This is a genomic window from Streptomyces sp. NPDC001220, assembly GCF_053597895.1.
The window spans coordinates 320,404-342,916 of the sequence record NZ_JBSFJE010000004.1 but is presented as its reverse complement, the minus strand read 5'-3'; the positions used below and the strand labels follow the sequence as shown (position 1 = coordinate 342,916).

Here is a 22,513-nt window from a genome sequence, read left to right as displayed (position 1 = left end):
CCCGTCACCGGGGCCGCAGACCGCAGACCGCTGAGAGGCAGGGGCGCACGGCCGTGGACTGGTTCACCGCACCCGGGTACTGGCTGAGCCGGCTGGTCTTCCAGCGGGCGCTGGCCGGTGTGTATCTCGTGGCGTTCCTGGTGGCGGCGCTCCAGTTCCGGGCCCTGCTGGGCGAGCGCGGGATGCTGCCGATCCCGAGGTTCGTCGACCGGGTCGCCTTCCGGCGGGCGCCGAGCCTCTTCCACCTGCACTACTCGGACCGCTTCTTCGCTGCCTGCGCCTGGGCGGGCTGCGCGGTCTCGGCGGCGCTGCTGGCCGGGCTGGACTCGCGGCTCCCGCTGTGGGCCGCGATGGTGCTGTGGCTGATCCCCTGGGCCCTGTATCTCTCGATCGTCAACGTCGGCCAGACCTGGTACGCGTTCGGCTGGGAGTCGCTCCTCCTGGAGGTGGGTTTCCTCGCCGTCCTCCTCGGCAACGACGAGGTGGCCCCGCCGGTCGTCGTCCTGTTCCTGCTGCGCTGGATCCTGTTCCGGGTGGAGTTCGGCGCGGGCCTGATCAAGATGCGCGGGGACGCCTGCTGGCGCAAACTGACCTGCCTCTACTACCACCACGAGACCCAGCCGATGCCGGGTCCGCTGAGCTGGTTCTTCCACCACCTGCCGAAACCGGTGCACCGGGCGGAGGTGGCCGCGAACCATTTCACCCAGCTCGTGGTCCCCGTCCTGCTGTTCACCCCGCAGCCGATCGCCACGGCGGCCGCCTCGCTGATGGTCCTCACCCAGCTGTGGCTGGTGGTCTCCGGCAACTTCTCCTGGCTGAACTGGATCACCATCGTGCTGGCCTTCTCGGCGCTCCGGCTCCCCACGGGCCACACCGCCGTGCCACCGGCCCCGCTCTGGTACGAGATCGTCGTCCTCGCCGTGGCCGCGCTGCTGCTCTTCCTGAGCTACCGCCCGGTGGTGAACATGGTCTCGCGTCGCCAGGTCATGAACCGTTCCTTCGACCCGCTCCACCTGGTCAACACCTACGGCGCGTTCGGCAGCGTCAGCCGGGTGCGGTACGAGGTGGTGGTCGAGGGCACGCTGGACGAGGCGGCGCACGAGGACTCGGACTGGCGGGAGTACGAGTTCAAGGGCAAGCCGGGCGATCCGCGGTACTGGCCGCGCCAGTTCGCGCCCTACCATCTCCGCCTGGACTGGCTGATGTGGTTCGCCGCCCTCTCCCCCGCGTACGCCGGCGACTGGTTCGGCGGCCTGGTGGAGCGCCTCCTGGAGAACGACCGCGACACGCTGCGGCTGCTGCGCCGCTCCCCCTTCCCGCCCGACCGCCCCCCGCACTTCGTCCGCGCCCGCCTCTTCCGCTACCGCTACACCAGTTGGCGGGAGCTGCGGGAGACGGGCGCGTGCTGGGAGCGGACGTATGTGCGGGAGTTCATGCCGCCGACGCGGCTGGCGGGGGCGGCGCGGAGGCCGTAGACGGCGGGGACGGGGCCACGAGGCCGTGGACGCGGGTGACGGGGACGGGGACGGGGACGGGGTCAGAGGCCGTAGACGCGGGTGGCGGTGGTCTCGAAGACACGGGTACGTTCGGCGGGGCCGATCAACTGCTCCGCCGCGTCGAAGACTTCGGCGTACGTCCCGGCCAGGACACACACCGGCCAGTCCGAGCCGAACATCAGGCGGTCCGGGCCGAAGGCGTCCAGGACGGTCTCGGCGTACGGGCGGAGGTCGTCGACCGTCCAGGAGGCGGGGTCGGCCTCCGTGACCATGCCGGACAGTTTGCAGACGGTGTTGGGCAGGGCGGCGAGCGCGCGTACCGCGGTGGCCCAGGGGTCGAGGTCTCCGGAGGCGATCGGTGGTTTGCCCAGATGGTCGAGTACGAAGGTCAGCTGGGGGTGGGAGTCGGCCGCCTTGACCGCGGCCGGCAGCTGGTGGGCCTGTACGACCAGGTCGTAGACGAGGCCCGCGTCGGCGATCGCGGCCAGACCCCGGTGGACGTCCGGCCGCAGCAGCCACTCCGGGTCCGGTTCGCCCTGGACCTGGTGGCGGATGCCCTTCAGGTAGGCACCGCCGGGGAGTTCGCTGAGGCGGGCGAGTTCGTCGGCGATCGCCGGGGCGGTCAGGTCGGTCCAGCCGACGACACCGGCGACCAGGTCGTGGGTGTCGGCGAGGGCCAGGAACTCGGGGGTCTCCTCCGGGACGGTGACCGTCTGGACGAGGACGGTGCGGGTGACACCGGCCGCCCGCGCCTCGGGTTCGAGGTCCTCGACGGTGAAGTTCCGTCTGAGCGGCTGGAGTTCGGGGCCGGTGATCCAGTCCTGGTCCCGTACCGAGAGGTCCCAGACGTGGTGGTGGGCGTCGACGGTCACGGCAGCTCCCCTACGGTGGGCAGAGTGTGCGGGGCGACTCTCATGACGGCTCCTCCGTCGGGAGCGGGGTGTCCGCGCGCACGAGTCCGCTGTCGCGCAGTTCCTGCCAGAAGGCGGCGGGGACCGGGGTGGCGAACTGCCGTGCCCCGTCCTCGATCTCCGCCGCCGAGCGGGCGCCGACCAGCACGCTCGCCACGGCCGGGTGTGCGGCACAGAAGGCGAGGGCGGCCGCGCGGAGCGTGCTGCCGTGCCGTTCGGCGAGTTCCTTGAGGCGCAGGGCGCGGGCCAGCAACTCGTGCGGGGCCTGTGCGTAGTTGTAGGTGGCGTCGGGCTTGGGGTCGGCCAGCAGCCCGGAGTTGAAGGCCCCGCCGATCACCACCGACGTACCGCGTGCCTCGGCGGCCGGGAGCAGATCGGCCAGGGCGCTCTGGTCGAGGAGGGTGTAGCGGCCGGCGCAAAGCACCACGTCGATGTCGGTGTCGCGGACGAACCGGGTGAGCACGGCCGTCTGGTTCATGCCGGCGCCGATCGCACCGACGACACCCTCGGCGCGCAGCTTCTCCAGGGCCGGGTAGCCCTCGCGGAAGGCCTGTTCGACGTGGTCGTCGGGGTCGTGGAGATAGACGACGTCGATCCGGTCCAGGCCGAGCCGCTCCAGGCTCGACTCCAGGGTGCGGCGGATGCCGTCGGCGGTGAAGTCCCAGACCCTGCGGTGGCTGTCGGGCACGGCGAAGCCGTGGGCGAGGTCGTCGCCGTCTCCGGGCCCCGGCTCCAGGCGGCGGCCCACCTTGGTGGAGAGGGTGTAGGCGTCCCGGTCGTACTCCCGCAGCGCCTCGCCGAGCCGCCGTTCGGAGAGGCCGAGGCCGTAGTGCGGGGCGGTGTCGAAGTAGCGGATGCCCTGCTGCCAGGCGGCGGTGACCGTGTCGTGCGCCTGCCGGTCGGAGACTTCGGTGTAGAGGTTGCCGATGACGGCGGCGCCGAGGCCCAGGGCGCTGACCCGGACGCCGCTTCGGCCGAGGGTGCTCACTGGCCCGCCGGGCGCAGCCGGAGGCCCTGCATGCCGCCGTCGACCGCGAGGGAGGTACCGGTGGTGGCACCGGACAGCGGGCTCGCCAAGTAGGCGATGGCGCCAGCGACTTCGGCAGCGGAGACCAGACGACCGGAGGGCTGGCGGGCCGCCAGGGCGACCCGTTCGGCGGCCGGATCGGGTGCCCTGTCGAGGAGTCGGCCGATCCACGGGGTGTCCGCCGTACCGGGGTTGACGCAGTTGACGCGGACGCCCTCGCGGAGGTGGTCGGCGGCCATGGCGAGGGTGAGGGAGTACACGGCGCCCTTGGTGGCGCTGTACAGGGCGCGTTGCGGAAGGCCCGCGGTGGCGGCGATGGAGCAGGTGTTGACGATCGCCGCGTGGTCCGAGCGGCGCAGGTGCGGCAGGGCGGCGCGGGCGGTGCGGACCATGCCGAGGACGTTGACGTCGAAGACGCCGCGCCATTCGTCGTCGTCGTTGTCCTCGACCGTGCCCTGGGCGCCGATTCCGGCGTTGTTGACCAGCACGTCCAGGCCGCCGAGGGCTGCCACCGCGCTCTCCACGGCGTTACGCACGGAGGCGTCGTCGGTGACGTCGGCCCGGAAGCCGAGCAGCGGCTTCGCTACGGCGGACGGGTCGAGGTCGAGGACGGCGACCTGGGCGCCGCGCTCGGCGAGGAGTTCGGCGGTGGCCCGGCCGATTCCGGAGGCCCCGCCGGTGACCAGTGCTTTCAGGCCCTCGAAGTCGGTCATGCCGCCTGTCCCTTCCGCGTCTGTGCGTGCGTCCGTGTCTGCGTCTGTGCGTCGGCGGCCCAGAAGGTGCCGCCCGGATAGGTGTACTCCGCGATGGACTCCGCTCGCATGGCGGCCGAGAAGCCCGGTGCGGTGGGTGCCGCGTAGTGACCCTCCCGGATCACCACCGGGTCGCGGAAGTGCCCGTGCAGATGGTCGACGTACTCGATGACCCGGTCGTCGGTGGTGCCGGCGACCGCGAGGTAGTCGAACATCGAGAGGTGCTGGACGAGTTCGCACAGTCCGACACCGCCCGCGTGCGGGCAGACGGGGACGCCGAACTTGGCGGCGAGCAACAGGATGGCGAGGTTCTCGTTGACGCCGGCGACCCGGGCCGCGTCGATCTGGACGATGTCGAGCGCGCCGGCCTGGAGCAGCTGCTTGAAGACGATCCGGTTCTGCACGTGTTCGCCGGTGGCGACCTTGACCGGGGTCACCGCCCGGCGGACGGCGGCATGGCCGAGGATGTCGTCGGGGCTGGTGGGCTCCTCGATCCAGTACGGGTCGAACTCGGAGAGCGCCTTGGTCCACCGGATCGCCTCGTCGACGTTCCAGCGCTGGTTGGCGTCGATGGCCATCCGGATGTCCGGGCCGACGACCGCGCGGGCCACCCGGCAGCGCCGGATGTCGTCCTCCAGGTCGGCGCCGACCTTCAGCTTGATCTGCCGGAAGCCGTCGGCGACCGCCTGGGCGGCGAGCCGGGTGAGCTTCTCGTCGTCGTAGCCGAGCCAGCCCGCGGAGGTGGTGTAGGCGGGGAAGCCGACCTCCAGCAGCCGGGCCCGGCGCTCGTCGGCGCCTGCGCGGGCGCGCCGGAGGATGCCGAGGGCCTCCTCGGGGGTGAGGGCGTCGGTGAGGTAGCGGAAGTCGATCTGGCGGACGATCCACTCGGGTTCGGCGTCGGCGAGCAGCTGCCACAGCGGCTTGCCGGCCCGGCGGGCGGCGAGGTCCCACACCGCGTTGACCACCGCGCCGATCGCCATGTGCATCACCCCCTTCTCGGGGCCGAGCCAGCGCAGCTGGCTGTCGCCGACCAGGTCCTGGTAGAGGGTTCCGGGGTCGTCGCAGATCTCGTCCACCGGGCGGCCGAGCACATGGTTCCGCAGCGCGTCGATCGCGGCGACCTGGACGTCGTTGCCCCGCCCGATGGTGAACGTGAACCCGTGCCCCTCGTGCCCGTCGGCCGCGTCGGTGCGCAGCACGACATAGGCCGCCGAGTAGTCGGGGTCCGGGTTCATCGCGTCGGAGCCGTCGAGCTCGCGCGAGGTGGGGAAGCGGATGTCGTAGGTGTCGAGCGCGGTGACGCGACTGGAGGGGCCGGGGCTCGGGGACACGGATTGCCTTTCGGTCAGGGGGAGTTCGGGACGCGGGCCGCTCAGTCCTGCGCCCGTCCCGTGGTGACACGGGCGATCATGAGAGCGACGAGGATGATGCCGCCGTAGATGGCCTGGATCCAGAACGAGGGGACCTGTGCCAGGGTGAGCAGGTTCTGTACGACACCCAGCAGGAGTACGCCGGTCAGGGCGCCGAACATGGTGCCCTTGCCGCCGTCCAGGCTGATGCCGCCGATGACCGCCGCCGCCATCACCGTGAAGATCATGTTGTTGCCCTGGTTGGCGCTGATCGCGCCGACGTAACCGGTCTGCATGATCCCGCCGACGGAGGCGAGGACGCCCGCGACGACGGAGACGCCCAGCACCACCCGGTCGACGCGGATCCCGGCCGCGCGGGCCGCCTCCGCGTTGCCGCCGATGGCGTACAGGGCGCGGCCGACCCGGTGGTACCTGAGGATCAGCCCGGCCACGCCGAAGGCGACCGCGGCCAGCCACACCGACAGCGGGACCCGCAGGAAGGTGGAGGTGGCCAGGGAGAAGAACGCGTCGGGCATGCCGAACAGCGTCTTGCCCTTGGTGGCGCCGACGAGCAGCCCGCGCAGCACGATCAGCATGGCGAGCGTGACGATGAAGGCGTTGAGCTTGAACTTCACCACCAGGACGCCGTTGAAGGCGCCGATGACGCCGCCGACGACGAGGACGGCGAGCAGCGCGAGCCCGGCCGGCCACCCGGTGCCCCAGCCGGACTCCGCGCTGGGCAGCACCAGCAGGGCGCCGACGGCGGGGGCGATGCCGACCACCGACTCCAGGGACAGGTCGATCTTGCCGGTGATCAGGATCAGCGACTCGGCGAGCACCACCATGGCCAGCGCCGCCGAGGCACCCAGGATGGAGATCAGGTTCCGTTCGGTGAGGAACGAGTCGTTGACGATCGCGCCGAGGATCAGGAGGACCAGCAGCGCGGGTACGAGGGCGAGTTCACGGACCCTGCGGAGCAGCACGGTCTTGGCGGCACGGGCGTCGGGGACGCGTACGGGGCCGGCGGTCGAGGCCGACGGGGCCTTCGTGTCAGCCATGGTCCGCTCCTTCGGCCGGGGAGCCAGCTCCTGCGGGCATGGAGTCCACTCCTTCTATGGAGGCGATCAGCTCATGGTCACGCCAGCCCGCCGGGTGCTCGGCGACGACGCGGCCGTGGAAGAGGACGAGGACCCGGTCGCAGCGGCGCAGGTCGTCGAGTTCGTCGGAGACGACCAGTACGGCGGTGCCGTCCTCGCGGGCGTTGTCCATGCGGGCGAGCAACGACTCCTTGGACTTCACGTCGACGCCCGCGGTCGGGTTGATGAGCACCAGCAGCCGGGGGTCGGAGGCGAGGGCGCGGGCCATGACGACCTTCTGCGCGTTGCCGCCGGACAGGTCGGAGACGGGCTGCTCGGGGCCCTCGGCATGGATGTCGAGGCGCTCGATCAGCTCGTCGGCGAAGCGTCGCTTGCGGTCGCCTGCGACGAAACCGAAGCGGCCGAGCCGGTCGAGGACGCTCATGGTGGCGTTGTCGCCGATACTCATCCCGAAGACCAGGCCCTGCCCGTGCCGGTCGCGCGGCACACAGCCGACACCGGCCTTCAGCGCGGCCTGCACATCGCCGAACGGCAGCCGCTCGCCGCCGAGTTGTGCGGCTCCCCCGGTCGGCGTGTACAGCCCGGCGAAGGACTCCGCCAGCTCGATCTTGCCGCTGCCGCTGGATCCGGCGATCCCGACGACCTCGCCCCGGCGCACGGTGAGGTCGATGTCCCGGTACGTCGGCGAGGTCAGCCCCCGCGCGTCCAGCACGACCGGGGATCCGTCCGCCACCGCGTCACGGCTGTGGTCCTGCTCGGCGATCGACTCCCCCGCCATGGCCTCCACCAGGGCCCGGCGCGGGAGTTCGGCGACGGGCGCGGTGGTGATCCAGCGGGCGTCACGGAGCACGGTGACGGTCTGGCAGACCTCGTAGACCTCCTGGAGGTGGTGCGAGATGAACAGGAAGGTCACGCCCGAGTCCTGGAGCGCCCGCATCCGGCTGAACAGCCGCTCGATCTCCCGGTTGTCGAGCTGGGCGGTCGGTTCGTCGAGCACGATGAACCGGGCGCCGAAGCTCAACGCCCTGGCGATCTCGACCATTTGGCGGTCCTCGACCTTGAGGTCGGAGGTACGGGCCTCGGGGTCGACATGGACGTCCCAGGTGTCGAGCAGGGCGGCCGCCTCGCTCCGCAGCCGCCGCCAGCTGATGAGACCGCGGCGCAGTGGCTGCCGGTTGATGAACAGGTTCTCGGCGACCGTCAGCTCCGGTACGACCGTGGGCTTCTGGTAGACGCAGGCGACCTTGCTCCGCCAGGCGTCCCGGTCGGTGAGCGGGGGCGCGGGCTCGCCGTCGAAGCGGACCGTGCCCCCGTCCGGGGCCTGGAGGCCGGTGAGGACGCCGACCAGGGTGGACTTGCCGGCGCCGTTGCGGCCGACGAGGGCGTGGGACTCGCCGGGCAGCACGGTGAGCCGGCCGTCGGCGAGGGCGACGGTGGGGCCGTACCGCTTGACGATGTCCCGGGCCTCAACAAGTGGCGTGCTCATTTGACCGTGTTGCCCCACAGCTTCGGGTCGTCCACGTTGTCCTTGGTGACCAGGGGCGCGGGGAGCTGGTCCTCCAGGATGCCGCTGGGCAGCTTGACGATCGTGGAGTCGTGGTCGGTCGGGCCGGGCTTGAACGTCTTCCCCTCCATCGCCGCCTTGATGTAGTACATGCCGTACTTGGCGTAGGCGTCGGCGGGCTGGGAGACGGTGGCGTCGATCTGGCCCTTGCGGATCGCGTCGAACTCCTGCGGGATGCCGTCGTTGGAGACGATCACTATGTGCCCGCTCTGTCCGGCCGTCTTGAGCATGCCCTTTGACTTCAGGGTCTGCAGGGTCGGCGCGAGGTAGACACCGCCGGCCTGCATGTAGATGCCCTTGATGTCGGGGTTGGCGTTGAGGAGCGTGTCCAGCTTGGACGCGGCGGTGTCGGACTCCCACTTGGCGGGGATCTCCAGCACCTTGAGCTTCGGGTACTTCTTCTTCACGCAGTCCCGGAACGCCTCGGAGCGGTCCCGGCCGTTCACCGAGGCCAGGTCGCCCATGATCTGTACGACCTTGCCGCTGGTGACGTGCGAGCCGAGGTAGTCGCAGGCCTTGGTGCCGTAGGCGACGTTGTCGGCGCGCACCACCATGGCGACCTTGCCCTTGTCGGGCGCCACGTCCACGGCGACCACCGGTACGCCCTTGCGTTCGGCCTGGTCGAGACCCGCCTCGATGGCCGCGCTGTCCAGCGGGGCGACGACCAGCCCCTTCACGCCCTGGTTCAGCTCGTTGTTGATGTCGGTGATCTGCTGCGAGGGGTCACTGTTGGAGTTGACCGTCTTCAGCGCCTCGACGCCTTCCGACGTCGCCATCTTGGGTACGTAGTCGTTGTACGACTGCCAGAACGGCGAGGTCAGCAGGGGCAGGATCACCCCGACCTTGCCGGTGCCGCCGCCTCCGGCGCTGCCGCTGCCGGTGTCCTTCGTGCTGCCGCACGCGGCGAGTGCGAGCGAGGCGCCGACGGCCACGGCCGTCGCGCCGATGATCCGGGACCTGTGCCACTTCCTCAGTGTTCTGCCGGGCATCTGGCAGCTCCTCATCGAGCGTGTTCGAGCAGATGCCCGCATACTTATCAGACCACTCGACGCCGTCAACACCCTGCGGACGCGATTTTCCGCGAAAAGAGCCGTAGTGGTCGGACCACATCGCTGGTTAGACTGCGGCGCACCGGCGAACGGAGGAGCGGTGTGGACGAGACAGCCCCGCAGAAGGGCACGGTGACGCAGCGCGCCATCGAGCGGATCAAGGCGATGATCGGGGAGGGCCGCCTGGAGCCGGGCCAGCGGCTGCCGACGGAACGGGATCTCGCGGCACAGCTGGGCATGTCCCGCAGCTCGATGCGTGAGGCGATCCGCGCGCTGACGGTTCTGGGCGTCCTGGAGGCCCGGCACGGCTCCGGCATCTACGTCACCCAGCTGGAGGCGGGTGACCTGCTGGAGACGTTCGGTGTGGTCGCCGATCTGTCACGTGGACCGCAGCTGGTGGAGCTGCTGGAGGTACGGCGGGTCCTGGAGTCGACGGCGACGGCACTGGCCGCCGCGCGGATCACGGCCGACCAGCTGGCCGAGGTGGAGAAGCACCTGACGGCGATGAACGCGACGGACGACCCCGAGGAGATCCTCGCGCACGACCTCGCGTTCCACCGGGTGATCGCGGGAGCGGCGGGGAACGACACGATGGCGGCCATCCTGGAGGGACTGTCGTCACGGACGTTCCGGGCCCGGGTGTGGCGGGGCTTCCAGGAGGAGGGGGCGTTCGCGAGGACGCGCCGCGAGCACGCCGCGATCCACCGGGCCCTCGTCGCCCGGGATCCGGAGGCGGCGCGGGCCGCTGCGGCGGCGCATGTGGGCGAGGTGGAGGAGTGGCTGCGGGCGCAGTTGGGTGCCTGAGGCAGGATCCGCCGATCCGCCGGGCCCATTGGGACGGGAGTCCGCAACGGACTTAGGGACAAAGGGGTTTCACCGGCCTCCCGTGCTGCCAGAATCGACAGCGGACATACAGAGGGGCGGGGGCCTGTGTCACTGTCGGGTGAGTACCTCGCGCTGGACAGCGCGTCCGTCGTCACCGCGCTGGGCGGACTGCTGGCGGCGGTGATCGCGGCTGCGGTGGCGTTGTGGCAGGTGCAGCGCGTCCAGAGTCTGGAACGGGAGAAGATCCGGCTCGAGACGGCCGCTCAGTTGCGGCTGAAGGAACAGGAGTGGGAGCACGAGCGGCAGCAGACCGAGCGGGAACGCCGGCGGGCCGCCCGGGAGGAGGAACAGGAACGGGAGCGGGCCGCCCGCAGAGTGGCTGCCCGGCGTTCCACCCTGGAGGCGGGGGCGGCGGCCTACTGCGGGCGGCTGGTGCAGGAGTTGTCGACCCTGCGGATCCTGGACATGTCGCGGCCGTTGCGGCTGGAGCGGCTGTATGTGCAGGTGGGGGTGCAGGAGCAGCAGCCGTTGCGGTTCCTGTCCGCCGACGAGGTGGAGCGGCAGGCCCACCGCCCGGACGCCGACCGCCGCAGCTGGCGTACCGAGGCGGAGCGCGCCGAGGCCAGGGCCGCCGCCGAGACCCAGGCCCCCGTGCACACCTACGCCCCCGTGGACGCCCTCCAGCGCTATCGCCGCATCGTGGTCGTGGGCGATCCGGGCGCCGGAAAGACCACGATGCTGCGGCATCTGGCCCTGCGCATGGCCACCCAGTCGGAGCACGAGTCGCTGCCCGTGCTCCCGGCGTACGTCGAGCTGTTCCGGTTCGTCGAGAGCGGTCACGAGTCGCTGCTCGACCATCTCGCCGAGCACTGGGCCGACCAGTACGGCTTCGAGGACGCCCGCGACTACGTCGTGGAGAAGCTCACCGACGGCAGCGCGGCTCTGCTGCTGGACGGTCTGGACGAGGTGCTGGGCGGGGAGAGCGCGCGGGAGGCGGAGAGCGCGTACCACCGGGTCACCGCCGAACTGGCCCGGCTCGCCACCCGGTTCCCCCGCGCGCCGATCGCCGCGACCTGCCGTCGGCAGGGCTGGCGGGGCGGCCTGCAGCAGTTCCAGGTGCTGGAGGCGCTGGACTTCGAGTGGCCGCAGATAGAGACGTTCGTCTCCAACTGGTTCGGCCCCGACGACCGCCGCCGTGGCGGCCTGGTCCGGGCCCTGTCCGCGAACGGCCGGCTGCAGGCCCTGGCCGCCAACCCGCTGCTGCTCAGCCTCATCGCGATCGTCTACGAACGGGACCTCGAACTCCCCGAGCGGCGGGCGGCGTTGTACCAGCGCTGTGTGGAGGTGCTGCTCCGCGAGTGGGACGCCCACCGCAAGATCTCGCGCTACAGCCGCTTCACCACCGACCGCAAACAGGACCTGCTGAAGGAGATCGCCCGCCACTACCACCAGCGCGGACTGCGCTACTTTCCCGAGGACGACCTCCTCGACCAGATCGCCCGCTTCCTGCCGACGATCGACCTCGCCCCGGACGACAGCCGCGCGATCCTCGACGAGATCGCCGCACAGTACGGCCTGCTCAAGCCGCAGGCGCACGGCTGGTACGGCTTCCTGCACCTCACCCTCCAGGAGCACTTCACCGCGGCCGCCCTTCTGGAGCGGGGCGCGGAGGGGATCCGGCAGGCGGTGACCGCCCGGTACGACCCCTGGTGGGAGGAGGTGATCCTGCTGCTGGCGGGGGCGCTGCCCGACGCCTCTCCGCTGCTGGCGGGGCTGCTCCAACTGGAGTCCGGCGCATCACGCACCGACGGCCGCGGGCTCCTCGCCCTGCCCGACGACGACCTCTTCCACACCGATCTGCTGCTGGCGGCCCGCTGTCTGACGGGCAGTCCCCGCGTGGCCGACGTGGCGTTGCGGAGAGAGATCGTGGCCACCGTATGGGATCTGCTGAGGGCTTCCCTGCACCAGGACGAGAAGCGCCGGGCGGCCGGGGCGCTGGTCGGGGTCGCGCGGTCGGACGAGCAGCTGGACGAGGTCGTCGCCTACATCTGCGACGACCAACGCGACGGCGGGGCACGGCTCGCCCTGATCCAGGCTCTGGAGGCGCACGGCGGACGGCGGGTGGGCGAACGGCTGCTCGGCGCGTTCTCCCTGGGCAGGGTCGACTCGGTCGACTATCTGCGGGAGGCTCTGATCACCGCGCTGGGCACGCTCCGGGTGGCGGCCGCGGCCCCGGCGCTCCGCACCGAGCTGGAGCGGAGGCTGGCGCATGTGGCCGACGGGTCGCGACGCGGCTCCTGGTCCACGGCCAAGGGGATCGCCCTGGTCCTTCGGGCGCTGGGCCAGGCCGGAGCTCCCGCCGATGTCTTCCTGGACACGCTGGAGCGGCGTGCGGGCCTCGAGTGGTTCGACGTCATCGCGGCGGCGGTACGGGACGCGCTGAAGGACAACCGGGATCCCGGCACGGCCGACCGGCTGCTCGTGCTGCTGCGGCGGCCGCTCGACCACGAGGACGTGGCCGGGGCGTATCTGGACGCCGCAGGTGAGGCGGGCGTGCGGACGCTGCTGGACCGGTTCCGGTCGATGGGAAGCAGCACCGCCCTGCTGACGGCCATCCGGGACCACATCGCCGCGGGCCATGGCCGCGCCCCGCGCGACGAGCTGCTCGCCCTCGTCCGGGACAACGACATGACGATCCAGGTACGCTGCCTCGCGCTCGAGTGCCTGGACGAAAGCCCCGGAGACCCCGAGGAACTCGACAGGTTCATCCGCCACCCGGACGTCGGTCTCCGGGTGGCCGCCTCGGCGACCCTGGCCGCGTGGGGGATACCGGTGGGCCTGGATGTCATCCGTACGGCGATCGTCCACGGAGACGTGGTCCTCCTGGACCGCTGGAACATCCGGGAGGAGCTGGACGAGTCCGTTTCCGCCCCGCACCGCCTGGTCTCCGTGCTGTCCCCCTACGGTGTCACGGGCATCGTGGAGGACCTGCGGACCAGGAGCTGGCTGCCGGACGCCGAGGGCGTGAAGGCGCGGGACTGGCTGTACGCCTTCTCCCCCGAGGACGAGGTGGACGACTGCCTGCAGCGGCTGAGCAGCGGCGAGCACCTCCAGGAGTACACGATCCCGAACAGGATCCCGCCCTCGCGGACCCAGGCGGTGTTCCGGTACTTCCAGAGCACTCCGAGCGCCGGCTTCGGCACCCTGCGCGGGGACTACGAGAAGCTCCTGACGACGGCCGCGGCCGCCGCCGAGGGCGCTGAGTCGGTCGGCTGGCTGATCCGTTTCCTGCCCGGCGGCGACCTCCACAGCATGCACTTCCCCCAGGCCCACCACCATGCCTACGAGGCGAGCCGCCGTGCCCGGGTCCGGGTGCTGCGTGACGGCAGCGTGCGTCCCATCGCCGTCACGCGGGACGGCCGGGCGGGGGCGCCGGTGCCCCCACCGCGCGCATGACGCGGCGTTCCGCGCACGGCGAGGGCGTCCGGCGGTGCGCCGGCCGGGACGTGGCGGGTCACGCCCTGCTGAAGCGAAGTGTCCTCAGTTCGAACGGGCGGAGGCGCAGGGCCACTTCGGCCCCGTCCAGGCTCGGTGCGGGGGTGTCGGCCAGGGGCCTCTCCAGCAGGTCCGTCGCCGTGACCCCCGTGACCTCGAAGCCCGTCGTCAGTGTCGCGTGCGCCCGGCCGCCGTGGGCCTCGTGGAAGCGGACCACCACGTCGCCGCTGCCGTCGTCGGCCAGCTTCACGGCGGTGACGACCACGGCGTCGTTGTCGACCGTGACCAGCGGAGCCGCCTCCCGCGCACCCGTCACCCGGCGCTCCGGCAGGTTGATCACCCAGCCCTCCCGCACCGCGTCCGCGATTCCCGCGCCCGGTACCAGTGCGTGCCGGAAGCGGTGGACGCCCTGGTCGGTCTCGGGGTCGGGGAAGCGCGGGGCCCGCAGCAGGGAGACGCGGACCGTGGTCGTCGTACCCCGGTCGCCGTCCGTGCGGACCGCGCGGGTCACGTCGTGGCCGTACGTCGAGTCGTTGACGATCGCCACGCCCCAACCCGGCTCGTCCAGGTGGATGAAGCGGTGGTTGCAGGCCTCGAACTTCGCTGCCTCCCATGAGGTGTTGGTGTGGGTCGGACGGTGGAAGTGGCCGAACTGGGTCTCGGACGCATAGCGTTCGGCGTGCAGGTCCAGCGGGAAGGCCAGCTTCAGGAACTTCTCCGTCTCGTGCCAGTCCACCTCCGTGTCGATCAGCAGGCGGCGCTCGCCCGGCGACAGTGACAGCACCTGGGTGACGCGGGAGGAGCCGAAGGACCGGGTGATCCGGACCGAACGGCCGTCCTCGCCGGCCGTCAGCTCGTCGGTGCCGGTGAGGTCCGTGACCGCGTTGCGGTAGAAGGCGTCGACGTCCCAGGCGTCCCACATGTTCGGGAAGTCCGGGTGGAGTTGGAGCAGGTTGGCGGCCGTACCGGGGGCGATGGTCTCGCGGTCGGCCGTGCCGTCGTACGCGGACACGACCAGGCCCCGGGCGTCGATCTCGATCCGGAGCAGGCCGTTGGAGAGGATCCGGCCGCCCTCGGGGCGCTCCGAGACCGTCACCTCCCCGGGCGGCGTCTCCTCGCCGGCGCCCCCGGCCGGCACGCCGTTCCTGCTGTGCGGCGCCGCGTTGAACAGGAGGGGCCGGTCGCCCTCCCCCGCCAGGGCCCGCTGGGCCGCGTCGATGATCTCGTCGAGTTCGGTGGCGACCCGCTGATACGTCGCCCGGGCCTCGCGGTGCACCCAGGCGATGGACGAACCCGGCAGGATGTCGTGGAACTGGTGGAGCAGGACCGTCTTCCAGATCCGGTCCAAGTCCTCGTAGGGGTAGCGGAATCCGGTGCGTACGGCGGCCGTCGCGGCCCACAGCTCGGCCTCCCTCAGGAGGTGTTCGCTGCGCCGGTTGCCCTGTTTGGTCCTGGCCTGGCTGGTGAGGGTGGCGCGGTGGAGTTCGAGGTAGAGCTCGCCCACCCAGACGGGCGGGTCCGGGTACTCGGCCTCCGCCTTCTCGAAGAACGACTCCGGGGTCTCCCAGACGACCGTCGGCGCGCCCTCCAGGTCCCGTACCCGGGCCGCCTTGGCGACCATCTCGCGGGTCGTGCCCCCGCCGCCGTCGCCCCAGCCGGTCGGCGCGAGGGAGTGCCGGGCCCGGCCCTTGTCCTTGAAGTTGCGGGCCGCGTGCGCGAGTTCGCTGCCCTTCATGGAGCAGTTGTAGGTGTCGACGGGCGGGAAGTGGGTGAAGATCCGGGTGCCGTCGATGCCTTCCCACTGGAAGGTGTGGTGCGGGAACTTGTTCGTCTGGGACCAGGAGATCTTCTGGGTGAGGAGCCGGGTGGAGCCCGCCGCCCTGATGATCTGCGGGAGCCCGGCCGCGAAACCGAAGGTGTCCGGCAGCCAGGCCTCGTCGTTCTCGATCCCGAACTCGTCGAGGAAGAACCGTTTTCCGTGGACGAACTGACGGGCCATCGCCTCCGAGCCCGGCATGTTGGTGTCCGACTCCACCCACATGCCGCCGGCCGGCACGAACCTGCCGTCCGCGACCGCCATCTTCACCCGTGCCCACACCTCGGGCCGGTGCTCCTTCACCCACGCCCACTGCTGGGCCTGGGACATGGCGAACACGAAGTCGGGCTCGTCCTCGATCAGGGCGGTCATGTTGGCGGTCGTGCGGGCCACCTTGCGGACCGTCTCGCGCAGCGGCCACAGCCAGGCCGAGTCGATGTGCGCGTGGCCGACCGCGCTGATCCGGTGCGCGGAGGGGGCGGCGGGGACGGACAGGACGTCGGTGAGCCGTGAACGTGCCTGTTCCGCCGTGCCGTTGACGTCCTGGAGGTCGATCGCGTCCAGGGCCCGCTCGACCGCACGCAGGATCTCCCAGCGGCGCTGGGCGTCCGCAGGCAGCTCGGCCATCAGCTCGCCGAGCACCTCCAGGTCGATCACCAGCTGCCACACGGTCTCGTCGAAGACGGCGAGGTCCATCCGGGTGAGCGTGTACTGCGGCTCGTGCCCGGCGGTGTCCTTGTCGCCCAGCGACGTGGGCCGGAAGGGGTGGTAGTCGAGGATGACGGGGTTGGAGGCGGCCTCGATGTGCAGCCGCACCCGCTCGCCGCCCGCCACCGGGGCGCCGATCCGGACCCACTGGTTGCGCGGGTTGAGGCCCTTCACCGGGGTGCCGTCGGGCCGGTAGACCAGGCCTTCGCACTGGAAGCCGGGCATGTTCTCGTCGAATCCGAGGTCGAGCAGGGCTTCCACGGTCCGCCCGGCCCACTCCTCGGGAACGGTTCCGGTCACCCGGAACCAGCTGGTGCCCCACGGAGCACCCCACCGGGCGCCCACCTCGATCGGCCCGGGCTCGGCCGCGAGCCCTTCGGCGACCGGCACGGGTTCGCCGGGCGCGTGCCACACGGCGACGTCGAGCGGCACGGAATCGGGGTACACGGCGGGACGGATGCGCTCGTCGAGGACGCGCCTGAGGCGGGCTTCAACCAAGCTGCGGTCGTCATGCATGTGGGGTGCTCCGTTTGTTCGTTACCGGTTACCAGGTGTGCGTGACGGTCACGGGGTCCGACGAGGTGTACAGCTCCCCTGCCGCACGCACTTCGAACCGTGCCGCCGGCTCGGTCGCCGCCGCCGGCAGTGAGCGGGCCGGGGCCGCCTCGGTGGCGGCGACGAGGACGGTCCGTCTGCTGGGGTTCACGACCGGGTGCCTCCGGGTGGGGTGGGGAGTACCTGATCGGGAGTGACGACCTCGGTGATGCCGCGCGCGGCGAGATGGTCCCGGTCGTCCGCGCGGGTGTCGAGGACGGTGGTGGGACGGGCGCCGTCGGCGACGAGACGGAACCAGGCGTCGAAGACGGGCCCGCCGGGAGCGCACCGGGAGCGCCGGGCGGGGTCGGAGGGCACGATGAGCGCGGTGGTGCGTTCCTTCGCCGCCCTGGGCTCGGCGGCCGCGAGGGCGTGCGCGAGGTCCTTGGGTTTGCGGTCGTTGGTCAACAGACCGAGTCCGTACTCGAGTTCGGGAAAGTCGGCGAGGCTCCGGCTGACGTCGTGCGAGCACCACCAGGTGACGCCCCACAGGTCGGGGCAGTCCAGAACGGCGGTGAGCGTCGCCTCGGTGAACGCGGCCGCGTGCTCGGCGGGGATCAGCGGCGCGGGCGCGCCCACTTCCTGGAGCCATACCGGCCGGTGCGGATCCTCGGCCCAGGCCTTGCTGAGCTCCACCAGGTACGCGGCGTGCTGCTCGGTCTGCGGGGCGGTACGGCCGTGGCGCTGTGCGGTGCCGTTGAACACCCAGGAGTGCACGGCGGTGAGGTCGCCGAGGCGGGCCGAGTGGGCCGGGGTGAAGGGCTGGTCGTCCTGGTACCAGGCGGCGTCGTAGGAGGCGTGCAGGTGCAGTTTGCCGGGGGCGGCCTCGGCGCAGGCGGCCAGCAGCCGGGCCAGCCAGCGCTCGGCCTCCGCCTCGGTGGCCCGGTCCGGATCCGGATGCGGTCCTGCGGCGAACTGATTGACCTCGTTGCCGATCGTCATCCCGATGAAGTTCGGCCGGTCCGCGAGCGCGGCGGCCAGGGTGCGGAGATAGGCGGCCTCCCCCGCCACGACCACGGGGTCGGTGAAGAGGTTGCGCCGGTGCCAGGTCCTGGTCCAGGCCGGCAGGAAGTCGAAGCTGCTCAAGTGCCCCTGCAGGCCGTCCACGTTGACGTCGAGACCGCGTTCGGCGGCCGCGTCGGCGAGGGCGACGAGCTGCTCGACGGCGCGCGGCCGGATCAGGCCGCGGTCGGGCTGGAAGTAGGGCCACAGCGGAAAGACCCGGATGTGGTCGAGTCCCAGGGCGGCGATCGAGTCGAGGTCGGCGCGCACGGAGTCCAGGTCGAAGTCGAGCCAGTGGTGGAACCACCCTTCGCTGGGGGTGTAGTTGACGCCGAAGCGCACGGCCGGAGGCATGCGGTCTCCTTGCGGGAACAGGGGGTTCAGCCTTTGACGGCGCCTTCGCCGACCCCGCGGAAGAAGTACCGCTGGAGGCAGGCGAACAGGGCGATGAGCGGGGCCACGGCGATCACGGTGCCGGCGGCGACGAGGCGTTCGTCGTTGGCGAACGTGCCGTGCAGGTAGTTGAGGCCGATGGTGAGCGTGAACTTGGAGGGGTCGCTGAGCACGATCAGCGGCCAGAGGAAGTCGTCCCAGGCGCCCATGAAGGCGAAGATCGCGACGACGGCGACGGTGCCCTTGACCGACGGGAGTGCGATCCGCAGGAACCGCTGCCAGACGTCGGCGCCGTCGACGTAGGCCGCCTCCTCGATCTCGTAGGGCAGGTTGAGGAAGGCGTTGCGCATCAGCAGCACGTTCATGGCGCCGATCGAGCCGGGCAGCACGACGCCGATCAGGGTGTTGTTGAGGCCGAGTTCCCGCATGGTGGTGAACTGGGCGATGATGATGCCCTCCACCGGCACGAGCATCGCCAGGACGAAGACGAGGGTGGCGATCCGGCGGCCCCGGTAGCGCAGCCGGGCCAGGGCGTATCCGGCGAGCGCCGAGCCGACGCAGTTGGTGACGACGCCGGCGCCGGCCACCTTCAGCGAGTTGAGGGCGTAGTCCCAGACGGGGATGGTGTCGGCGACCCGCTGGTAGTTGTGCAGGGTGGGATGCTCGGGCAGGAAGCTCGGGGGCGAGCTGAAGATGTCCTCGGTCGGGCCCTTGAGCGAGGTGGACAGCTGCCACAGGAACGGTCCGACGGTGACCGCCAGCACGAGCAGCAGCAGGGCGTAGCGCAGGACCAGCTCACCGATCCGGATGCGGCGGCCGTGTTCGTCGGTGAGGCGTGACCGGGTGACGCTCATGGGCGGTCCCCCCGGTCGGCGCGCAGTACCAGCAGCATCAGCGCGACGGTGACGACGAAGACGACGACGGAGAGCGCCGAGGCATAGCCGACCCGCCCGGTCAGTCCGGTGCCGGTGCGCTGGACGAGCATCACGAGGGTGGTGTCCTCGCCGGCCGGCCCGCCGTCCGGGCCGGCCATCAGGTACACCTCGGAGAACACCTTGAAGGCGGCGACCGAGGAGAGCGCGGCGACCAGCACCATCGTGGAACGTACGGCGGGCACGGTGACGGAGAGGAAGCGGCGCACGGTCCCCGCGCCGTCCACGGCGGCGGCCTCGTGCAGTTCGCGCGGGACGTTGGCGAGCGCCGCCAGATAAATGATCATGTAGTAGCCGAGGCCCTTCCAGACCGTGACCGCCATCGCACTCAGCAGGAGCAGCCACTGGTCGCTGAGGAAGCCGATCCGGCCGATCCCGACCGTCTCCAGCAGGGAGTTGACCAGGCCGCGTTCGTCGAGGAGCCAGACCCAGATGAGCCCGACCACGACGATCGAGGCGACGACCGGGGTGTAGAAGGCGGAGCGGAAGAAGGTGATGCCCGGGATGTTCTTCTGCACCAGCAGGGCGAGCAGCAGCGGCAGGACGACGAGGGCCGGTACGACCACGAGGACGTACAGCGTGCTGTTGCGCAGGCCGGTCCAGAACATGTCGTCGTGGATCAGTTCACGGAAGTTCGCGAGGCCGACGAACCGGCCGGGGATCAGGGTGCGGCGGTCGGTGAAGGAGTTGACCACCGTCGAGACGAACGGATACAGCACGAAGGCGCCGATGACCAGCAGTCCGGGTGCGGCGAACAGCCAGGGACTGGTGGGGAGTTGGCGTCGCACGCGGGACACGCCGGCCATGCCTCGCCACTCAGCCCTGCTGCCGGAGCAGCTGGTCGCAGGCCTTGACAGCGTTGTCCAGAGCCGTCCTGGGGCTCTCCTTGCCCTGCAGGGCCTTGGCGACCTCGTTGCGCAGCGCGGTCTTCATCTGGTCGCTGAACAGCACCGGCGTGTAGTTGACCGCGGTCTTCAGCGACTTGGCGGCGGCGATCCGCACCCGGGTCTCGTCGGTGCCGTCCTCCTTGGTGAAGTACGGGTCGTCGAGGGAGCCGGCGGTGCTGGGGAAGATGGCGACCTGCTTGGCGAAGGACATCTGGTTCTGCGCGTCGGTCACGAAGTGCGCGAAGGCTACCGAGGCCGCCGTGTGCTTGGTCCGGGAGTTGACCATCACACCCATCACGTACATGTTGACGTGCCCGGTGCTGGTGATCTGGTCGGTGATGCCGATGTTCTTGTACAGGTTCGGCGCCTGCTTCTGGAAGTTGGCGAGGTCGAGGGCGCTGCCGGGGTTCATGGCGACGGCCTCGGTGAGGAACTTCTTGCCGGAGGACTCCGGGGTAGCGGTCAGCGCCTGCGGGTCGAGTGCCTTGGCGTCGTACAACTCCTTGTACTTGGTGAGCATCTCGACGCCCTTCGCGTCGTTGAAGGCGAACCCGGTGCCCTGCTTGTCCATCAGCTCGACGCCGTAGCGGCCGAAGTCCTCGATGGTGGGGACGTTGGCGAGGGTGGCGACCTTGCCGTCGCTCTTCTGTGCCATCTTCAGGGCGTCGGCGAAGAGGTCGTCGTAGGTCCTCGGCGGCTGCGCGGGATCGAGTCCGGCCTGCTTGAACAGGGCCTTGTTGTAGAAGAGCGGCCCGGTGTTCAGGTACCACGGGAACGCGTACGTGCCGCTCGTCCCCGGTATCCCGTGGCTTGCCCAGGCCCCGTCCAGGTACTCGGGCCTGTACTTGGCCGCCGCCTTGTCCAGGTCGAGGGCGAGGCCCGCCTTGGCGAGCGGGGCGACGAGGTCCGGGGAGACGTTGACGACGTCGGGCAGGGTGCCGCCGGCCGCGTCCGCGCTGATCTTGTCTGCGTAGCCCTCGGCGGGCTGGTCGATCCACTTCACGTGGGTGTCCGGGTACTTCTTCTCGAAGTCCGCGACCAGGCCCTCGAAGTACGACTTGAAGTTCGCGCGCAGGTTCCACGTCTGGAACGTGATGTCGCCCTCCACCTTGCCCGAGGCGTCGGTGGAACCACCGCCGTCCTCCCCGGAACCGCAGGCGCTCAGCGGCAGGGCGAGGAAGGCGGCAGCGGCGAGGGCGAGGGCTCTGCGGGAGATACGCATGGTCCGTTGCTCCTTTGCAGCGGGGGGTGGCCGAAGGTGCCGCGCCAGACCTTGCACGCCGTTTCCGCGACGCGTCAATGGATTCGGCGGAGCTAAAGTCATTAGTGACTCAAAGCCCCTGCTCAGCATGGTGTCACGAACGTATTGCGGTCGACCACTAATGCGCTTTAGGGTGTTCGAACTCAAGCGCATTAGCGGATCACGGCCCCGACCGAATGAGGAACTGAGTTGGCGGAGAAACGCATCCCCGCGCGCCGGCCGACGATGAAGGACATCGCGCGCCGGTCCGGAGTCTCCGAGAGCGCGGTCTCCTTCGCGCTCAACGGCCGCCCCGGGGTCTCCGAGACCACCAGGGCCCGGGTGCACCGGGTCGCCGAGCAGCTCGGCTGGCGGCCCAGCACCGCCGCCCGGGCGCTGTCCGGCGAGGGCGCGGCCACGGTGGGCTTCGTCCTCGCCCGTCCCGCGCACTCGCTGGGCGTCGACTCGTTCTTCCTCCAACTGGTCTCCGGCATCCAGGAGGTGCTCGCCGAACGCCATCTCGGCCTGCTCTTCCAGATGGCGGAGGACGTGGCCGACGAGTGCGCGGTGTACCGCCGCTGGTGGGCGGAGCACCGCGTCGACGGCATCCTGATGGTGGACCCGCGTGCCGACGACCCCCGCCCCGACCTGCTGGACGAGCTGGGCCTGCCGGCGGTGGTGATAGGCGGCGCCCCCGACGGACGCCACCCCGGTCTGTCGACGGTCTGGGCGGACGACGCGGCCGCGATGGCGTCGGTGGTGGACGAGCTGACGGCCCTGGGCCACCGCAGGATCGTGCACATCGCGGGCCTGCCCGGCCTCGCCCACACCCAGCGCCGGATCCGCACCCTGCGCACGGAGGCGGACGGCCGGGGCCTGACCGAGGTCCGCTCCGTCACCACCGACTACTCCGACGCCGAGGGCGCGGCCGTCACCCGCCGCGTGCTGCGTGCCACCCCGCCCCCGACGGCCCTGATCTACGACAACGACGTGATGGCGGTGGCCGGGGTCGCGGCCGCCGCCGAACTCGGCTACAGGGTCCCGCACGACGTCTCGGTGGTCTCCTGGGAGGACTCGGCACTGTGCCGCATGGTCAAACCGTGGCTGTCGGCGCTCTCCCGGGACAGCGCCGAGTTCGGCCGGGTGGCGGCCCGCGAACTGACGTCCCTGCTGGACGGCGGCTCGGCCCGCGCGGTGCGGGTGCCGGTGCCCCGGCTGACGACACGGGGCAGCACGGCACCCGCCGCGGTCCGCTCCTAGACGGCCGGCCGGACCGGCGTGAACCGGGCCGGCCGGACCAGCGTGAACCGGGCCGGCCGGACCGGCGCGAACCCGCCGGCCCGGACCGCGCGTCGCTCTTCACCTTCGGCCCGAGG

The 22,513-nt window shown here is 71.0% G+C and carries 17 protein-coding genes; 4 read left to right on the top strand and 13 right to left on the bottom strand.

Translation table 11 applies throughout. From position 1 onward, the window contains the following. The first annotated feature begins 53 nt into the window (after positions 1–53). A complete protein-coding gene (locus ACWDGI_RS12175; protein ID WP_450758008.1) occupies positions 54–1,475 on the top strand; it encodes a lipase maturation factor family protein in 1,422 nt (473 codons plus the stop codon). 62 nt (positions 1,476–1,537) lie between these two features. Here ACWDGI_RS12175 and ACWDGI_RS12170 read toward each other — a convergent pair whose 3' ends face one another. From ACWDGI_RS12170 to ACWDGI_RS12140, 7 genes are read right to left on the bottom strand one after another with little or no spacing between them, the layout of a single operon-like run. Then, positions 1,538–2,368, bottom strand: a complete 831-nt coding sequence (locus ACWDGI_RS12170; RefSeq protein WP_450758006.1) for an amidohydrolase family protein — start codon at positions 2,366–2,368, stop codon at positions 1,538–1,540. A 40-nt stretch (positions 2,369–2,408) separates the two neighbouring features. Then, positions 2,409–3,395: an aldo/keto reductase gene (locus ACWDGI_RS12165; RefSeq protein ID WP_450758004.1), complete on the bottom strand. Its 987-nt coding sequence runs from the start codon at positions 3,393–3,395 to the stop codon at positions 2,409–2,411. Next, positions 3,392–4,147, bottom strand: coding sequence for an SDR family NAD(P)-dependent oxidoreductase (locus tag ACWDGI_RS12160; protein ID WP_450758002.1), 756 nt, complete (start codon positions 4,145–4,147; stop codon positions 3,392–3,394). Before ACWDGI_RS12160 ends, ACWDGI_RS12165 begins: the two co-directional genes overlap by 4 nt. After that, positions 4,144–5,517 carry an L-fuconate dehydratase gene (locus ACWDGI_RS12155; protein WP_450758000.1) on the bottom strand — a complete coding sequence of 458 codons (1,374 nt, stop codon included), beginning with the start codon at positions 5,515–5,517 and terminating at the stop codon, positions 4,144–4,146. Before ACWDGI_RS12155 ends, ACWDGI_RS12160 begins: the two co-directional genes overlap by 4 nt. A 41-nt stretch (positions 5,518–5,558) precedes the next feature. Continuing rightward, a complete protein-coding gene (locus ACWDGI_RS12150) occupies positions 5,559–6,593 on the bottom strand; it encodes an ABC transporter permease (RefSeq protein WP_450757998.1) in 1,035 nt (344 codons plus the stop codon). Then, positions 6,586–8,118, bottom strand: a complete 1,533-nt coding sequence (locus ACWDGI_RS12145) for a sugar ABC transporter ATP-binding protein (protein WP_450757996.1) — start codon at positions 8,116–8,118, stop codon at positions 6,586–6,588. The genes ACWDGI_RS12150 and ACWDGI_RS12145 overlap by 8 nt, the downstream gene beginning before the upstream one ends. Beyond that, positions 8,115–9,185 (bottom strand): sugar ABC transporter substrate-binding protein, encoded by a 1,071-nt coding sequence (locus tag ACWDGI_RS12140; protein ID WP_450757994.1) that lies wholly within the window; start codon positions 9,183–9,185, stop codon positions 8,115–8,117. Before ACWDGI_RS12140 ends, ACWDGI_RS12145 begins: the two co-directional genes overlap by 4 nt. 162 nt (positions 9,186–9,347) lie before the next feature. On the opposite strand from ACWDGI_RS12140, the gene ACWDGI_RS12135 reads away from it, so the two are divergent. Beyond that, entirely contained in the window at positions 9,348–10,049 is a 702-nt protein-coding gene (locus ACWDGI_RS12135) for a FadR/GntR family transcriptional regulator (protein ID WP_450757992.1), read from the top strand. Between the two features lie 126 nt (positions 10,050–10,175). Beyond that, positions 10,176–13,526 carry an NACHT domain-containing protein gene (locus ACWDGI_RS12130; RefSeq protein ID WP_450757990.1) on the top strand — a complete coding sequence of 1,117 codons (3,351 nt, stop codon included), beginning with the start codon at positions 10,176–10,178 and terminating at the stop codon, positions 13,524–13,526. Between the two features lie 58 nt (positions 13,527–13,584). On the opposite strand, the gene ACWDGI_RS12125 is transcribed toward ACWDGI_RS12130, so the two are convergent. From ACWDGI_RS12125 to ACWDGI_RS12100, 6 genes are read right to left on the bottom strand one after another with little or no spacing between them, the layout of a single operon-like run. Then, on the bottom strand, positions 13,585–16,605 hold the full coding sequence (locus ACWDGI_RS12125; protein WP_450757988.1) for an alpha-mannosidase: 3,021 nt from the start codon (positions 16,603–16,605) through the stop codon (positions 13,585–13,587). A 28-nt stretch (positions 16,606–16,633) separates the two neighbouring features. Then, entirely contained in the window at positions 16,634–16,795 is a 162-nt protein-coding gene (locus tag ACWDGI_RS12120) for a hypothetical protein (RefSeq protein ID WP_450757986.1), read from the bottom strand. Then, on the bottom strand, positions 16,792–18,039 hold the full coding sequence (locus ACWDGI_RS12115) for a glycoside hydrolase 5 family protein (protein ID WP_450757984.1): 1,248 nt from the start codon (positions 18,037–18,039) through the stop codon (positions 16,792–16,794). Before ACWDGI_RS12115 ends, ACWDGI_RS12120 begins: the two co-directional genes overlap by 4 nt. Before the next feature lie 26 nt (positions 18,040–18,065). Continuing rightward, positions 18,066–18,932: a carbohydrate ABC transporter permease gene (locus tag ACWDGI_RS12110; protein ID WP_450757982.1), complete on the bottom strand. Its 867-nt coding sequence runs from the start codon at positions 18,930–18,932 to the stop codon at positions 18,066–18,068. Next, a complete protein-coding gene (locus tag ACWDGI_RS12105; RefSeq protein WP_450757980.1) occupies positions 18,929–19,816 on the bottom strand; it encodes a carbohydrate ABC transporter permease in 888 nt (295 codons plus the stop codon). Before ACWDGI_RS12105 ends, ACWDGI_RS12110 begins: the two co-directional genes overlap by 4 nt. Before the next feature lie 10 nt (positions 19,817–19,826). Beyond that, the gene (locus ACWDGI_RS12100) at positions 19,827–21,119 is read right to left on the bottom strand and encodes an ABC transporter substrate-binding protein (protein WP_450757979.1); all 1,293 of its coding nucleotides are present in this window, start codon (positions 21,117–21,119) and stop codon (positions 19,827–19,829) included. 228 nt (positions 21,120–21,347) lie between these two features. Here ACWDGI_RS12100 and ACWDGI_RS12095 point away from each other — a divergent pair, with 228 nt between their 5' ends. Beyond that, on the top strand, positions 21,348–22,397 hold the full coding sequence (locus ACWDGI_RS12095) for a LacI family DNA-binding transcriptional regulator (RefSeq protein ID WP_450757977.1): 1,050 nt from the start codon (positions 21,348–21,350) through the stop codon (positions 22,395–22,397). Positions 22,398–22,513: the final 116 nt, after the last annotated feature.

Coding starts and splice junctions, on each gene's coding strand:
- ACWDGI_RS12160 (WP_450758002.1), bottom strand. CDS start 4,147: ATGACCGACTTCGAGGGCCTGAAAGCACTGGTCACCGGCGGGGCCTCC.
- ACWDGI_RS12150 (WP_450757998.1), bottom strand. CDS start 6,593: ATGGCTGACACGAAGGCCCCGTCGGCCTCGACCGCCGGCCCCGTACGC.
- ACWDGI_RS12145 (WP_450757996.1), bottom strand. CDS start 8,118: ATGAGCACGCCACTTGTTGAGGCCCGGGACATCGTCAAGCGGTACGGC.
- ACWDGI_RS12140 (WP_450757994.1), bottom strand. CDS start 9,185: ATGCCCGGCAGAACACTGAGGAAGTGGCACAGGTCCCGGATCATCGGC.
- ACWDGI_RS12125 (WP_450757988.1), bottom strand. CDS start 16,605: ATGCATGACGACCGCAGCTTGGTTGAAGCCCGCCTCAGGCGCGTCCTC.
- ACWDGI_RS12115 (WP_450757984.1), bottom strand. CDS start 18,039: ATGCCTCCGGCCGTGCGCTTCGGCGTCAACTACACCCCCAGCGAAGGG.
- ACWDGI_RS12110 (WP_450757982.1), bottom strand. CDS start 18,932: ATGAGCGTCACCCGGTCACGCCTCACCGACGAACACGGCCGCCGCATC.
- ACWDGI_RS12105 (WP_450757980.1), bottom strand. CDS start 19,816: ATGGCCGGCGTGTCCCGCGTGCGACGCCAACTCCCCACCAGTCCCTGG.
- ACWDGI_RS12100 (WP_450757979.1), bottom strand. CDS start 21,119: ATGCGTATCTCCCGCAGAGCCCTCGCCCTCGCCGCTGCCGCCTTCCTC.